Source organism: Nocardia pseudovaccinii NBRC 100343, from assembly GCF_001613225.1.
Taxonomy (GTDB): domain Bacteria; phylum Actinomycetota; class Actinomycetes; order Mycobacteriales; family Mycobacteriaceae; genus Nocardia; species Nocardia pseudovaccinii.
Map to the genome: position 1 here is coordinate 46,070 of NZ_BDBY01000176.1, position 12,737 is coordinate 58,806.

General features: G+C 62.9%; 14 protein-coding genes and 1 pseudogene. 2 read left to right on the top strand and 13 right to left on the bottom strand.

Annotated elements, in window-relative coordinates; genetic code table 11:
- Positions 1–6: 6 nt before the first annotated feature.
- Positions 7–292: pseudogene (locus NP3_RS51325) on the top strand (Tn3 family transposase); the annotation flags it as partial.
- Between the two features lie 147 nt (positions 293–439).
- On the opposite strand, the gene NP3_RS51150 reads toward NP3_RS51325, so the two are convergent.
- The 13 genes from NP3_RS51150 to mhpA form a co-directional block, all read right to left on the bottom strand.
- A complete protein-coding gene (locus NP3_RS51150) occupies positions 440–718 on the bottom strand; it encodes a TetR/AcrR family transcriptional regulator C-terminal domain-containing protein (RefSeq protein ID WP_218024892.1) in 279 nt (92 codons plus the stop codon).
- 1 nt (position 719) lies between these two features.
- Positions 720–1,079, bottom strand: coding sequence for a TetR/AcrR family transcriptional regulator (locus NP3_RS51155; RefSeq protein WP_218024893.1), 360 nt, complete (start codon positions 1,077–1,079; stop codon positions 720–722).
- Between the two features lie 400 nt (positions 1,080–1,479).
- Entirely contained in the window at positions 1,480–2,274 is a 795-nt protein-coding gene (locus NP3_RS21515) for an antibiotic biosynthesis monooxygenase family protein (protein ID WP_063043397.1), read from the bottom strand.
- Positions 2,275–2,729: 455 nt separating this feature from the next.
- The gene (locus tag NP3_RS21520) at positions 2,730–3,356 is read right to left on the bottom strand and encodes an MBL fold metallo-hydrolase (protein ID WP_063043398.1); all 627 of its coding nucleotides are present in this window, start codon (positions 3,354–3,356) and stop codon (positions 2,730–2,732) included.
- A complete protein-coding gene (locus tag NP3_RS21525; RefSeq protein WP_063043399.1) occupies positions 3,356–4,441 on the bottom strand; it encodes an S-(hydroxymethyl)mycothiol dehydrogenase in 1,086 nt (361 codons plus the stop codon). The genes NP3_RS21520 and NP3_RS21525 overlap by 1 nt, the downstream gene beginning before the upstream one ends.
- A 183-nt stretch (positions 4,442–4,624) precedes the next feature.
- On the bottom strand, positions 4,625–4,819 hold the full coding sequence (locus tag NP3_RS21530; RefSeq protein WP_063043400.1) for a ferredoxin: 195 nt from the start codon (positions 4,817–4,819) through the stop codon (positions 4,625–4,627).
- The gene (locus NP3_RS21535) at positions 4,816–6,021 is read right to left on the bottom strand and encodes a cytochrome P450 (protein ID WP_063043401.1); all 1,206 of its coding nucleotides are present in this window, start codon (positions 6,019–6,021) and stop codon (positions 4,816–4,818) included. The genes NP3_RS21530 and NP3_RS21535 overlap by 4 nt, the downstream gene beginning before the upstream one ends.
- Before the next feature lie 239 nt (positions 6,022–6,260).
- Positions 6,261–7,127: a fumarylacetoacetate hydrolase family protein gene (locus NP3_RS21540; protein WP_063043402.1), complete on the bottom strand. Its 867-nt coding sequence runs from the start codon at positions 7,125–7,127 to the stop codon at positions 6,261–6,263.
- Between the two features lie 203 nt (positions 7,128–7,330).
- Positions 7,331–8,035 (bottom strand): MBL fold metallo-hydrolase, encoded by a 705-nt coding sequence (locus NP3_RS21545; protein ID WP_218024894.1) that lies wholly within the window; start codon positions 8,033–8,035, stop codon positions 7,331–7,333.
- Positions 8,036–8,043: 8 nt separating this feature from the next.
- Positions 8,044–8,349: a Dabb family protein gene (locus NP3_RS21550; protein WP_063043403.1), complete on the bottom strand. Its 306-nt coding sequence runs from the start codon at positions 8,347–8,349 to the stop codon at positions 8,044–8,046.
- A gap of 2 nt (positions 8,350–8,351) precedes the next feature.
- A complete protein-coding gene (locus tag NP3_RS21555; RefSeq protein ID WP_063043404.1) occupies positions 8,352–9,278 on the bottom strand; it encodes a VOC family protein in 927 nt (308 codons plus the stop codon).
- Positions 9,279–9,289: 11 nt separating this feature from the next.
- On the bottom strand, positions 9,290–10,162 hold the full coding sequence (locus tag NP3_RS21560) for a fumarylacetoacetate hydrolase family protein (RefSeq protein ID WP_063043405.1): 873 nt from the start codon (positions 10,160–10,162) through the stop codon (positions 9,290–9,292).
- Positions 10,163–10,204: 42 nt separating this feature from the next.
- Positions 10,205–11,818: a bifunctional 3-(3-hydroxy-phenyl)propionate/3-hydroxycinnamic acid hydroxylase MhpA gene (gene mhpA, locus NP3_RS21565; protein WP_063043406.1), complete on the bottom strand. Its 1,614-nt coding sequence runs from the start codon at positions 11,816–11,818 to the stop codon at positions 10,205–10,207.
- 164 nt (positions 11,819–11,982) lie between these two features.
- Here mhpA and NP3_RS21570 point away from each other — a divergent pair, with 164 nt between their 5' ends.
- Positions 11,983–12,705, top strand: coding sequence for a FadR/GntR family transcriptional regulator (locus NP3_RS21570; RefSeq protein ID WP_218024895.1), 723 nt, complete (start codon positions 11,983–11,985; stop codon positions 12,703–12,705).
- The last annotated feature ends 32 nt before the right edge of the window (positions 12,706–12,737 follow it).

A 12,737-nucleotide genomic window follows, 5' to 3' on the forward strand; every position in this document is an offset into this window, starting at 1 on the left:
TGATCGGGTCGTGGACGCGCGCGGCACCTCGAGACCCAGACCGAGCACGCGTGGTGCCTGACCCTCGCCACGAATGCCGTGATCGCCTGGACCCCCGAGTACTACGGGCTCGCGGTCGAGCGATGCGCCGATCCGGCTGGCGCATCGACGACGACGTGCTTGCCCACATCAGCCCGGCGCACAGCGAGAACATCAATTTCTTCGGCGTCATCGAGGTCGATATCGACGCCGAACTCGCCCAACTCGGACCCACCGGATACCGGCCCTGCGCATACGCGACACCCTGTTCTGATCGCATCCGACGAAGGCATCCGATTTTGTCGAGAAGGTCGTCACCGCCGCGGAATAGTGGCTTCGGGTATTGGAGGTCGCGTCGGCTCAGTGCGTCAACGCCGAGTTGGTGCCGTGGGCGGCACCTATCTGGTCTCTCGGCTGGGTGTCAGCTCGAGATGCGGGCCTGGATGCCGTCGAGGAGGAAGTCGAGGCCGGTGCGGAAGGTTTGGTCGGCGTCCAGATGGACGCCGTCGCGTATGACTGTGGACAGCGCGGGGAACCGCCCAGTTGCGAAGGTCCGCTCCAGATAAGGCCCGAAGGTGGCCTGCCACTGCGTCTTATCCATCCCAGTGGCCCGCTCGGCGCGCCGCTCGGTGATCTCCCGGCGCACCGCGCCGATCACGTACGCATTGACCGCGTCGACCACCGGCATGACGGTGTCCACGTCAGGCCGCCCATCGCGGCACCACAGCCTCTCCTCTGGCCAGCGCGTGCGGCCCGAGCTGGGGCCGCCCACCGATCAGGTCGGCAAACCATTCATGCTGGTGAGCGGCCTCCCGAGTGGTTTCGGCAAGGGACCGCAGCACCTCTCGCCAACCGTCTCCGACCGGTCGCACCTCGGCGTAGACCGAATCGACCATCAGGTCGAGCAACTCCTCCTTGGTGGCGATGTAGCCGTACAGTCGCATCGGCCCGACGTCCAGTGCGGCGGCAACCTTGCGTAGCGACACCGCCGCCAGCCCGTCCGCGTCCGCCAGCCCGATCGCCGCTCCTACGATCCGCTCCCGGCTCAATGGGGCCGGCACAGGTCGATCCGGCGGCTCCGGCCTCTCCCACACCAACATGTCGCTCACGATACATCGCATGCTGCGACACAGTGTATTTGATGATTCACTGTATTGGAGGGCGGCTCATGAATGGGCAGACTGTATCCACGGATGTATTGATCGCGGGCGGCGGATCCGTCGGGCTGAAGCTGGCGGTGCTGTTGCGCATCACGGCGTAACACCGCTCGTCGTCGAGGAGAAGTCGGAGCTGTCGCCCCACCCCAGGGCCAACGGCATCGGGTCGCGGCTACTTTGCGGCTCGGGCCAGCTCCAGGATTAGCCGTTCCAGCGGAAGTCGTTGCGTACAAGACATTCCGGTCCACCGTGCCCGAATGTCCGCACTGCCTTCGTGCTCGTCGGCAGCGGCGCATTCAGGCCATTAGGCAACGCACATGCCTGGTACGGCGACGCGACGCAACGCGTGCCGAGTGCAGCGGCTCCCGACCGGATAGGCAGCGGTCACCGCGGCGAAGCCCGGGTCCGAGACCGCATCGAACAGCGCCTTCCCGGACTCCCAGACCGCGAGGTTGATCAGGACGCGACTGCCGCTGATGCCACGGAAGAGCTGGGCTTCGATGAATCCTGGCTGTTGCTTCATGAAGGCACCGGTCTGCTGGTAAGCCGCGATCGCCTGCTCGACCTTCCCAACGGGTGCGACCAGGACATCCAGCAGCGTGAAATCGCTTTCAGTGGAGGCGAGTTGGTTGGCTACCGGCAATTCCGGAGTCAGCTCGAAGAACTCGATGGCCGGGACGGCTGATTCATCGGCGTCCTGAACTCCCACGGCTGCGGAATCCCATGGCGCACCCAGGCAGATTCCGGGCACCGCGACGGGGCGCACTAGGTGCGGATACGCCACGGAGCCATCCGGATACGTGGGCAGCACCGCTTGAAAGTCGGGGCTGACGAAGGCCTCCTGAAGAGCCTTGGTGGATTCCCAGACCGCGACATTGGTAAGTACCCGGCTGTCCGCCGTGCCTCGATGCAGTTGGGCTGAAATGAATCCGGGCTTGGCTTTCATGATTTCCGAATCCTGACGCCATATCTCGATAACGTCCTGGACCCGTCCCTCAGGGGCCAGGAAGGTGTTCACGATGGTGACCGGTTCGGCGCCGGCTTCATTCAACTGTGCCAGAAATGGTACGTTGGAATCGAAATCATTCAGTGTGATCATCTGGTCTCTCCTCGTCATTGAGCAGATCGACACGGCGGCATGCGACCTGGGCCGCACCATCATAAAAAGGGGTCCCATAACACGAAAGCCTCGTCCTGAAATACAGGACTTTCGGCATAGTGCACAGCGGCGACCAGTTTTTCTGTGCTTACAAAATGCTCGAAACCGGCCCTCTCTTTAAGAATGAAAGTCACATACCGACGCGGGCGGAGTCAGGTCATCGTTTTTCGGCGCGGCGCGAAGGCCCCTTGCGATCCGGGCCGAAAGACCACGGCGGTGACAACAGGAATACGATCGACGGTTGCGATCAGCGATATTGATCCATTCACCCCTGACGCGCTCGAAACTCGGTGAGGATCTGCGCAATCGCAGCGCGTTCCGGGAGTCGCTGTCGATCCGCATTCGCCGGGCGCGGTGAGTTCGGTGCCAAGCCGACTATTGTCGTCAGGTCGGACTCAATATCCGCGCCGTCTCCATTCGTCCAGGCGAGCCATCTCGATGCCTATGGTGGTGGATTCCCCGTGGCCGGTGTGTACCAGAGTTTCCGGGGGCAGCGACAGCAGGCGGGTGGCGATCGAGGACAGGATTGTGTCGAAGTCGGAGTAAGACCGCCCTGTCGCGCCCGGACCGCCATGGAACAGAGTGTCGCCAGTGAATACAACGCCGAGGTCGGGGCCATGGAAGCAGACAGCACCCGGCGCGTGTCCCGGAGTGTGTAGGACGTGCAGCGCCGTCCCGGCCACCTCGATTGTCTGCTTGTCGGAGAGCTCGCCGCTCGGATCGATATCTGGGTGGGTAAGACGCCATACAACCATGTCGTCGGGGTGCAGGAGGACGGGAGCGCCGGTGACCCTGGACAATTCGGGGGCTACGCGGATGTGGTCGTCGTGGGCGTGGGTGGCGAGGATGGCCCGCACCCTGCGAGCGCCGATCACGTCGAGGATGACCTCCACATCGTGCGGCGCGTCGATGACGACGCATTCCGAGTCGTCGCCGATCACCCAGACATTGTTATCGACCTCGAAAGTTTCGCCATCCAGACTGAAGGTGCCGGTGGTGACGGCGCGATCGATATGCGCCACTACAGCACCACCACCGAGCGCAGCACTTCGCCATGATGCATGTTGGCGAACGCCGCCTCCACGTCGGTCAGCGAAATCGTCTCGGTGACGAACGCGTCCAAATCCAGGCGGCCCTGCTTGTAGAGCTCGATCAGATATGGGAAATCCCGCGCGGGCAGGCAGTCGCCGTACCAGGAGGACTTCAAAGATCCACCGCGCGAGAAGAAGTCGATCAACGGCAACGAGAGCTCCATGTCGGGCGTGGGCACGCCGACCAACACCACGGTGCCCGCCAAATCGCGGGCATAGAAGGCTTGCTTCCAGGTTTCCGGGTGGCCGACCGCATCGATCACCACATCGGCGCCGAAGCCGTCGGTCAGTTCACGAACCTGTTCTACCGCATCCTCTTTGCCCGCATTCACGGTATGTGTGGCACCGAAACCCTTGGCCCACTTCAGCTTCCGCTCGTCGATGTCCACGGCGATGACGGTGGTCGCGCCCGCCAGCTTCGCGCCCGCTATGGCCGCGTTTCCGACACCGCCGCAACCGATCACGGCCACACTGTCGCCTCGGCTGACACCGCCGGTGTTGATCGCCGCGCCCAGACCCGCCATCACGCCGCAGCCGAGCAGACCCGCCGCAGCCGGAGACACGCTCGGATCGACCTTGGTGCATTGGCCCGCGTGCACGAGCGTCTTGTCGGCGAACGCGCCGATGCCCAGCGCGGGCGTCAGCGGTGTGCCATCGGTGAGCGTCATCGGCTGCGCCGCATTGAATGTCGAGAAGCAGTACCACGGCTTGCCCCTGCGACAGGCGCGACAGGAACCGCACACTGCTCGCCAGTTCAGGATGACGAAATCCCCGGGCGCGACACCCGTGACGCCTTCACCCACCGATTCCACGACGCCTGCGGCCTCGTGCCCGAGCAGGAAGGGGAATTCGTCGTTGATGCCGCCCTCGCGGTAATGCAGATCGGTATGGCACACGCCGCACGCCTGCACCTCGACCACGGCCTCACCGGGTCCCGGATCCGGGATCACGATCTCGGCCACTTCGACCGGGGCTTGCTTCGAACGCGCGATAACCCCGCGAACGGTTTGGGGCACGACTTCCTCCCTCGAATCATCACATCAGTAGGTACAGAACGGGTGCCGCGCAATACTTTTCACCGTCGCTCCGGCAGAAATACGTCACTCCGGGTACACCACGAGCTGGGCCTTCGCCACTCCCGACGGCGCCGGCGAGCTGCGGCGGAGTACTCGGCTGGCGTGAGTACTCCGCCGCATCCCCTACCGCGACAACAACTTCAGCGCCGCAACCGGGCAGCTGAGCACGGCGCCGTGCGCTTGCGCCTTGTCGGAGTCTGGAACCTCTTCGGTAAGGATCGTCAGTACGCCCTCGTCGTCGACCGAAAAGTACTCGGGCGCGGCCGCTTCGCACATAGCGTGCCCCTCGCAGCGATTTCGATCTACCTCTATCCTCATGCGGCATCCTGTCCGTTGATCCAGACCGGTACCGATTCCACCCGCCTGGTGAGGATGCCCTCGGACTTCACCCAGGTGGCATCGTCGGTCAGCCGCATGTCCGGATAGGCGTCCATGAGCGCGGAAATGGCCAGCCGGGCCTCGATTCGAGCCAACGGCGAACCGATGCACGCGTGGATTCCCCGGCCGAAAGCGAGATGCCCTGCGGCATTGGGTCGATCGATACGGTAGGTCCGCGAGTCGTCGCCCCATCGCTTCTCGTCGTGGTTGGCGGACTGGATGTTCAGGTACAGCTTCTTGCCGGCCGGGATCGGACATTCGGCGAGGGTGAGGTCTTCGGTCACCGTTCGGACCATGAACTGAGCTGGCGAGTCCACGCGGAGCGACTCCTCGATCGCATTCGGCAGCAAGTCCCGATCGGCGACAACGGCCTCCCACTGGCTGCGATTCTCGAGCAGCCGGTACAGGCAGTTGGCAATCAGTCCGCGGGTGGTGTCGGTCGCGGCGACAACGAGCTGGAAGATATGCGCGACGACATCGAGTGTAGGTAAATCCACGTCGCCCGGCTCTGCGAAGCACAGATTGTCCAGGACATCCTCATGACGGTCATCGGGGCGAGATCGCCGCTCTTCCACCAGCTGCGCCAGAAATCCCATCAGCTTGCCGAATTCGGGCAATCCGTCTGACGGCTCCGGGATGACGCGCACGATGGCGTCGGCCCATCCCTGAACCTCGCTCCATGTCGGCTTCGGGATTCCGATCAACGCGTAAAGGACGGCCGCAGGAATGAAGTGCACGTAGTCTGCGTACAGGTCGACTCGGCCCGACTCAGGCAGGGCCACACGGGCTTTGCGGACGATTTCCGCGACTTCCGGCGTGAGCCGACGCAGACGCGCTGGCGCCATGTCCTTGAGAAGTCGGGCCCGTAAAGTGTCGTGTTCGACTCCGTCGGCCTGGGTCACCATGGTGACGGGAGTCTTCACATCTTCCGGGCCTACCGAAAAGTTGCCGCGGCTCGAAAAGCGCTCGGTGTCATCGAAGACCGCCCGCACCACATCGTCGGTGTTTGCCACGTAAAGGAATTCACTCACCTGCCCGACCGGACACCCTCGCCGGGATGCCTGCATGAAACCGTCGGGATCTGGAATGTGCGAGGGATTCAGCGGATTGAAGAACTCGTCTGAATCAACGGTGGTAGTCAATGGGGTTCCTTTCCAATTACCGCATGAAGGCGGATGTATCACCTTCACGAGAGTCACGGCCGGGAAGGTGAGCGAGTTTTGAACCGAGCAGACGGCTCATCAGCGCTGGCCACACTGTTCCGCACTGCGGAACAGTGATCCTAATCACGAAACAACACTAGCAAGCGAGATGCCGAGTCTTCAAGACGCAAACGCTGTTAATCCATAACGTGACTTCGACATCGTTTCTGACTCATTCGTTATTCCCGGGTGCGGAGGGAGCGACGGGTGAGACCCGGGGACCGGTTTCGCCCAGAAGTTGGGCAGGCGACGGTGCTGTCGGCGGCGACGTTTGCTGTCAACGGTATTCCGAGGCCGGAGAGTTCGAGCCGAATTTCGTCGCCGGCCTCGATCGGCCCCACTCCCGCTGGTGTGCCGGTCGTGACGATATCTCCGGGATAGAGCGTAGCGACGGACGACGCATAGGAAATCAGCTTCGCCACATCCCAGATCAGATCTGCCGTAGTGGCTTGCTGTCGCAGCTCATCGTTTACCCAGCAACGTAATTCGACAGCACCCGGATCGCCGAACTCGTCAGCGGTCACCAGCACCGGTCCCATCGGAGTAAAGGTATCGAACGACTTCCGTGTCGAGCGGTCCTCACCTCCGCGCATGGTGATATCCAACAGACCCGTATAGCCGAATACGTATTCGAGAGCGTCACATTCGCTGACCTTGCTCGCCGTCCGGCCTATCACTACAGCGAGTTCGCCCTCCTGATCGAACCGGCGGTCACGGTAGGGCAACTCGATGGTGCCACCCGGATAGAGAAGTGACGAAGGAGCTTTGAGGAAGAATCCCAATGCGCCAACCTGGGCATCCACATTCATCTCGATCTGATGGTCGCGATAGTTCACCGGCGCAGCGATGATCTTCGACGGATCCGCCAGCGGCAGACCCAACTCGATATCTCCGAGCGGAACCGCCTCCCCCGGAGCGGGAAACGGCAAGGTTCCGTCCCGAGCCCAGCGTTCGATAACAGTGCGCATACTGTCGGTGAGCAGGGCGACCCGATCTCCGTCGAGCAATTGTGCCGCCCGACCGTCTTTGTACGAAACCAGTCGCATATCGCACTCTCCCGAACAAGAAACACATTGCGTACGAAGCTGAACCGGTGACACCCGGCAACCCCTGTGCCTTTTGTGAATGCAGGCCCGCCGAGAAACGCACACCAGCACATCCCTCGACGGGCCCTGCGCCCGGTGCTTGTCCGACCTCCGGGCAGAAGCCGCCGTCGCTGCCAACGGGTCGGTGACACGACGGCGGCGAGTCACCGTGGCCGTGAAAAACTCTGAGGCGTACCGTGTTCGAGAACGACTACCTCGGTCCCGCTCGGTGCCAGATTCTTCAGCAGCCCGCAGTGCATCGCCTGATGGACTTGTGCAAGTCCTGCCTGGTGAATCGGTATCGCCACCTTCGGAGCGACGGCACGCAGATAGTCGATGCCCTCCCCGATCTTCATCCACGGGCCGCCGATGGGCAGCAGCAGGATCTCGATGGGCTGTCCCGGGTCGTCGAAAGCGTCGCCCGGATGGAGTAGACCACCATCGAGTACGAATCCGAGGTTTTCCGATGACGGAAGCGCGGAATGGATGCATGCGTGCTCACCACCGATGACCCGAACATCGACCCCGCCTCGAGACACCTTGTCCCCCGACGCGACGATATGGCTGCCCGGCCGCGAGACTATCGATTCTTGGCCGGCCTGGGCTAATGCCTCGGCGCTCTGACGCCCCAGCACCAGTTCGGCCTTCGGGTTGTCGGCGACAAGTTGTGAAAAACGACCGACGTCGAGATGGTCCGGATGGGGGTGCGTAATCAAGATAAGATCAAGATCACGCAACCCCTCGAATCCCTGCGAGTAGGCGCCGGGATCGAACAGCACCCGGCGCGGGGCGCCATCGGGGCCGGGGATCTCGACATGGACGCAGGCATGGCCGTAGTGCGTGATTTCCATCGCCAGTTCTCCAGTCATTTCCGTGCTCATGCGGCTTCGGGCACGCTGAACTGCACTGCGGATCGTGAGCTGACGAAGGGACGAAGTCGTTCGACCAGACTCAGATGATCCGGATGTCCCAGATACATGTATAGCGATCGCTCGCTGTCGAAGACCGCGCTGACCCCGTACGACACATTGCCGGGCCGCAATCCGAGATCCCGTCCGTGCTGGTAGGACACAATGCCCGGCAGCGACGACGACAGGGCGTTCAGACCGTCCTCGAGCGCCGTCAAGATCTCGGCGGGAAGGTCGTCGCTGAATCCGAAAGCCACGATGTGCGCGAGCCCCATGCTCATCCCTTCGTCGAGTGGGCACCGGTCATCAGTGCCGCGAGATCATCCGGCTGGAGGAAAGACGGAGGCGGAGGCGGACCCCACGCGTACAGGCCCTGCAGGCCGTGCAGTATCTGGGGGCTCCACAGCTCGTCCTCCGGGCAGGTGTCCATGTCCGAGTAATACTCGGAGAAGTTGCCCGCGGGATCCTTGAGGTACCAGAAGAAGTTGGCACCGGCGTAGTGCCTGCCCAAGCCCCAGATGTGGCGATCCGGATGGTCTTCGAGCATATCGAAGGCGCCGCGACCGACTTCGTCGATGTCATCGACCTGCCAGCTGGTGTGGTGCATGAAGTTGACCGGCGCGGCCATCACCAGGACGTTGTGATGCTCGACCGAACACCGCAGGAACGCCGCCTTGTCTCCCATATAGTCGCTGACCTTGAAGCCCAGGCCGTCGACGAAGAATCGCATCGTGGTGTCCAGGTCGGTGCTGCCGATGACGCAATGACCGAGCTTGCGCGGTCGCACCCGTTCGGTGCGGGAGATGAACGGCGCTCTCCCCCAGCGATCTATGCGTCCTGGGCCGTTGTACGGAGTGGGCGGCACGGCCGGCTCCACGACGACCCGCGGCCGGACCGCGACACGTACGACGGTGCCGGTTACCGGCTCGACAGCCCGCACCGAGCCCAACTCTTGCCTGACCTCGATGCCCAGGGAAGTGAGTTTGCTTGCGGCAGAGCCGATATCGTCGGCATCGTCGGCGGCGATGGACATCTCGACCAGACGTCGCAGCGGCGCATGGACGAGTTCGAGTTGCTCGCCACCGTTGACGGTGGCGAACCGACCGGCGCCGAGGTGCTCGAGACCGAAATCGCTGTAATAGCTGATGGTTTCATCCAGGTTGGGCACACCGATGGTGACCTTGCCCAGGCCGTGCAATGCCATGGTCGCATCCTTTACTTCGCGGCGACGAACTTCTGGTGCAGTGTTCCGATGCCCTCGATCCAGGAACTCAGGCTTTCGCCCGGCTGCAGGAAGCGTTGGGGCTCCCTGCCGACGCCGACACCCGCGGGGGTGCCGGTGAAGACAACATCACCGGGGTACAGCGTCACTGTGTGTGACAAGCCTGAGATCAACTGCGGCACAGGGAAAATAAGATCGCTGGTGCGGCCCTTTTGGACATCCTCACCGTCGATCGAGCAGCCGAGCTCGAGATCGTCCGGATTCGCGAGCTCGTCCGGAGTAACCAGCCAGGGGCCCTGCGGAGAGAAGCCCGGGAACGACTTGCCCAAGCCGAATTGTGGTGCCGGCGGGCGCAGCTGCGAGACCCGCTCCGAGATATCTTGGCCGACAGTGAGCCCCGCCACGGCATCCCACACTGCGCCCGGCTCGACCCGGTGCAATTCCCGTCCGATGATCACGACGAGTTCGACTTCCCAGTCGACGTTGCCACCAGCAGGCAGTACAACTGTCGTGTCCGGCCCGCTGAAGCTCGAGATGTACTTGGTGAACACCGGTGGGAGGTGTTCGGGCGGTTCGAATCCGGATTCATCGGCGTGGGCGCGGTAATTGAGGCCGAAAGCAAACACCTGGCGAGGAGCTGGTGAAGGTGCACCGAGCAGAGTCCGATCCAGCTGGAACGAATGCGCTTGCATGCCAGCTTCGGTAAGCGTGGTCGCCCAGTGCTTGAACTCGTCCCACTTGGCATAGATCTGAGCCACGTCGGGACCGAAACGTCCGCCCGAGACGGCCGCGACCTCAGCGGCCCGCTCGGCGCCGTCGTTACCGAACACGAAGGCCCCGCGGCCCTGCAGATTTGCAATACGCATGAAGGTTGGTTCTCCTCAGAGTAGTTGGTTTGAAGTCGGCGATCAGGCAGCGCCGGTAGCTGGTACTTCCACCTCGATCCGCAGGCCAGCCGTGTAACCGGCGACCAATTCGGCGGTACCGTCGACGGTGTGCGCGGTGCCATAAACGTAGTGGTCGGGTCGAATCAGCACTGCCGCAATCGAATTGGCTTGGAACCAGCGCGACCATTCCCCGGTGAAGTCGCGCAGATCGGGTTCGCCGGTGGCGGCAATCGATTTCGCGGTGATGTCAACCGCACTCGAGGACTGCCGCACCGACGCGTCGAGTACCTGTTCTGCGGGCCGATCGGCCGCCAACAACAGGACGGCGCCGCTTCCCGTCGCAGTATCCAGGAGCTTGGGTGAGCGGTCGACCTCGACTGCGAACTGCGGGACAAGGGTGCCACCCAGCACGCTGTCCGCCAGGACGATACCGCTGCCCAGGACCGGACGAGCTGCCACAGGCAGCACTTTCGCCGGGTTGGCACCGCCGGCGATCATGCGCGCATCGCGCTGCGCCGCCTGCTCCGGATCCAGTACGCAGATCACCTTGCCCAGCTCCACCGACATTGCGATCGCGTGCTGCAGATGCAGACTCCGCTCGCTGGTGTAGGTATCGAGCAGCGCGGGTTCGGAGACCCCACGCAACACACGATCCAGCTTCCACGTCAGATTCGCCGCATCACGCAGCCCCGAGCACATGCCCTGTCCAGCGAAGGGGGGCATCTGGTGCGCGGCGTCGCCGGCGATGGCAAGTCGTCCGCTGCTCCATTTGTCGGCCCAGCGGGCGGCGAAGGTATACATTGCATGCCGTTCCAGCCGCGTGTTCTGTGGGGTTCTTCCCCACGCCGCCAACAGCTTCCATGCCGCATCAATGGTGCCGAGCTCACGCGCGTCCTCACCGGGTAGGCGCATGAACTCCCAGCGCCGCCGGGTAGGGCCGCCGGACACGATCGTGGTCGGACGGACCGGGTCGCACAGTTGCCAGTTCATCGGCGACCATTCGATGTCGTCGGTGGGGATCGTATCGACGATCAGCCAGTCGAAGAAGAAGCCCTGGTCGTCCATCTCCGCGCCCATCCGACTGCGCACGAAACTGTTCGCGCCATCGCAACCGATCACATAGCGAGCGGTAAAGGTACGAGTGACCTCGGTCGTTGAGACTAGCTGGCCAGGCTTGGCCACTTGTGTATAACCGGTCGAGACCACGACGCGGTCCTCGAACTCCGAGATATCGACGACGTCCGCGCCGCGTACCAGCCGTACATTCGGCATGGACTCGATGGCTTCGGCGAGCACCTGTTCCAGCTGTGGCTGCGAGAAGAAGTTCGCGGTCGGCCACCCGTTCGGACCCGTTCCCGACCAGTCGATGCGCAGTAGCGCCTCACCCGCGGCATTGCGCCACTCGTAGAAGTCCGGCACGGGCTCGGTGACGGCCTTGATCTCCTCGGTGAGATCCATGGATTGGAACACCCGACCGATCTCGTCATCGAAATGCACCGCCCGCGGCAGCGGGTACGGTGCCGGCCAACGCTCGGCCACGACGACGTCGTGCCCCTTCTGCCCGAGCATGCGCGCGGTCGCCAAACCGACCGGGCCGGCGCCGACAATCACCACGTCGTGATGTGAGTTCTGCATGAATCCTCGCTGCGGGAGATACCCGATGGGCAACTATTCGACCCTATTGAGCATGATTAATAGGGCTAGAATCGCCCGGCTGGTAGGTTTTGTCAAGCCACCGGGTGTGATTAATTAGGTTTGATTCGGCGAGATGCCGAAGTCATGCGACAGGAAGCAGGCAAGTGACCGATCTAGCCGAGCGGATGACCCGAGGCGGGCGCGGCAGCCGTACCGAGCGAGCCACCGAGGTCATCGCCGAATTGGCCGAAAATGCCTCGGCCGGTGCGCATCTGGGCACGAAGGTGGAGCTTCAGCAGCGATGTGGAGTCGCCAAGAGCACCTTCAATGAGGCCTTGCGCATCCTGCAGGCACGCGGTGTGATCACGGTCCGGTCCGGGCCGGGCGGAGGCGTATTCGCGGCGAAGCCGAATCCGTTTGTGCAGCTCGGTAATTCACTTCTGTCACTGGATGCTGCCGAAGCTGATGTGGCCGACGCGGTGCGTATCCGCGATGCATTGGACCCGCTGTTGATCGATGATGCCCTCGAGTACTGCTCGGCCCGCGATATCTCGAGCATGCGCGCCATCGTCTCGAAAATGCGCAAGGCCGCCGCCGATGATCGACCTGTCGACTTCATCCGCGCGAACTGGGCCCTGCACGCGGCAATCGCGCAGGTCAGTCCGCATACCCTCATGCGCTCCATATATCTGAGCCTGCTCGATGTCATCGAATCGCACACCGTGTCGGTGCTGCCGACCACCCAGCATTCGTTGCCCGCCTACATCTCCGAGCGACTGCGGTTACACGAGGAGCTGGTAGAGGCCCTCGCCGCAGGAGACCGATTGCGGGCGAAACAGCTGATCGATCAGCATCGCATCGCCACGCCGCAACCGGACCTCCCGTGAATCGGACACTCAAAGGCGTCTCTTCGAAATCA

Excerpts from the sequence above, each read along its gene's own strand:
- NP3_RS21515 (WP_063043397.1), bottom strand. The coding sequence starts at position 2,274 with ATGATCACACTGAATGATTTCGATTCCAACGTACCATTTCTGGCACAG.
- NP3_RS21545 (WP_218024894.1), bottom strand. The coding sequence starts at position 8,035 with ATGACTGGAGAACTGGCGATGGAAATCACGCACTACGGCCATGCCTGC.
- NP3_RS21560 (WP_063043405.1), bottom strand. The coding sequence starts at position 10,162 with ATGCGTATTGCAAATCTGCAGGGCCGCGGGGCCTTCGTGTTCGGTAAC.
- mhpA (WP_063043406.1), bottom strand. The coding sequence starts at position 11,818 with ATGCAGAACTCACATCACGACGTGGTGATTGTCGGCGCCGGCCCGGTC.
- NP3_RS21540 (WP_063043402.1), bottom strand. The coding sequence starts at position 7,127 with ATGCGACTGGTTTCGTACAAAGACGGTCGGGCGGCACAATTGCTCGAC.
- NP3_RS21550 (WP_063043403.1), bottom strand. The coding sequence starts at position 8,349 with ATGGGGCTCGCGCACATCGTGGCTTTCGGATTCAGCGACGACCTTCCC.
- NP3_RS21555 (WP_063043404.1), bottom strand. The coding sequence starts at position 9,278 with ATGGCATTGCACGGCCTGGGCAAGGTCACCATCGGTGTGCCCAACCTG.
- NP3_RS21530 (WP_063043400.1), bottom strand. The coding sequence starts at position 4,819 with ATGAGGATAGAGGTAGATCGAAATCGCTGCGAGGGGCACGCTATGTGC.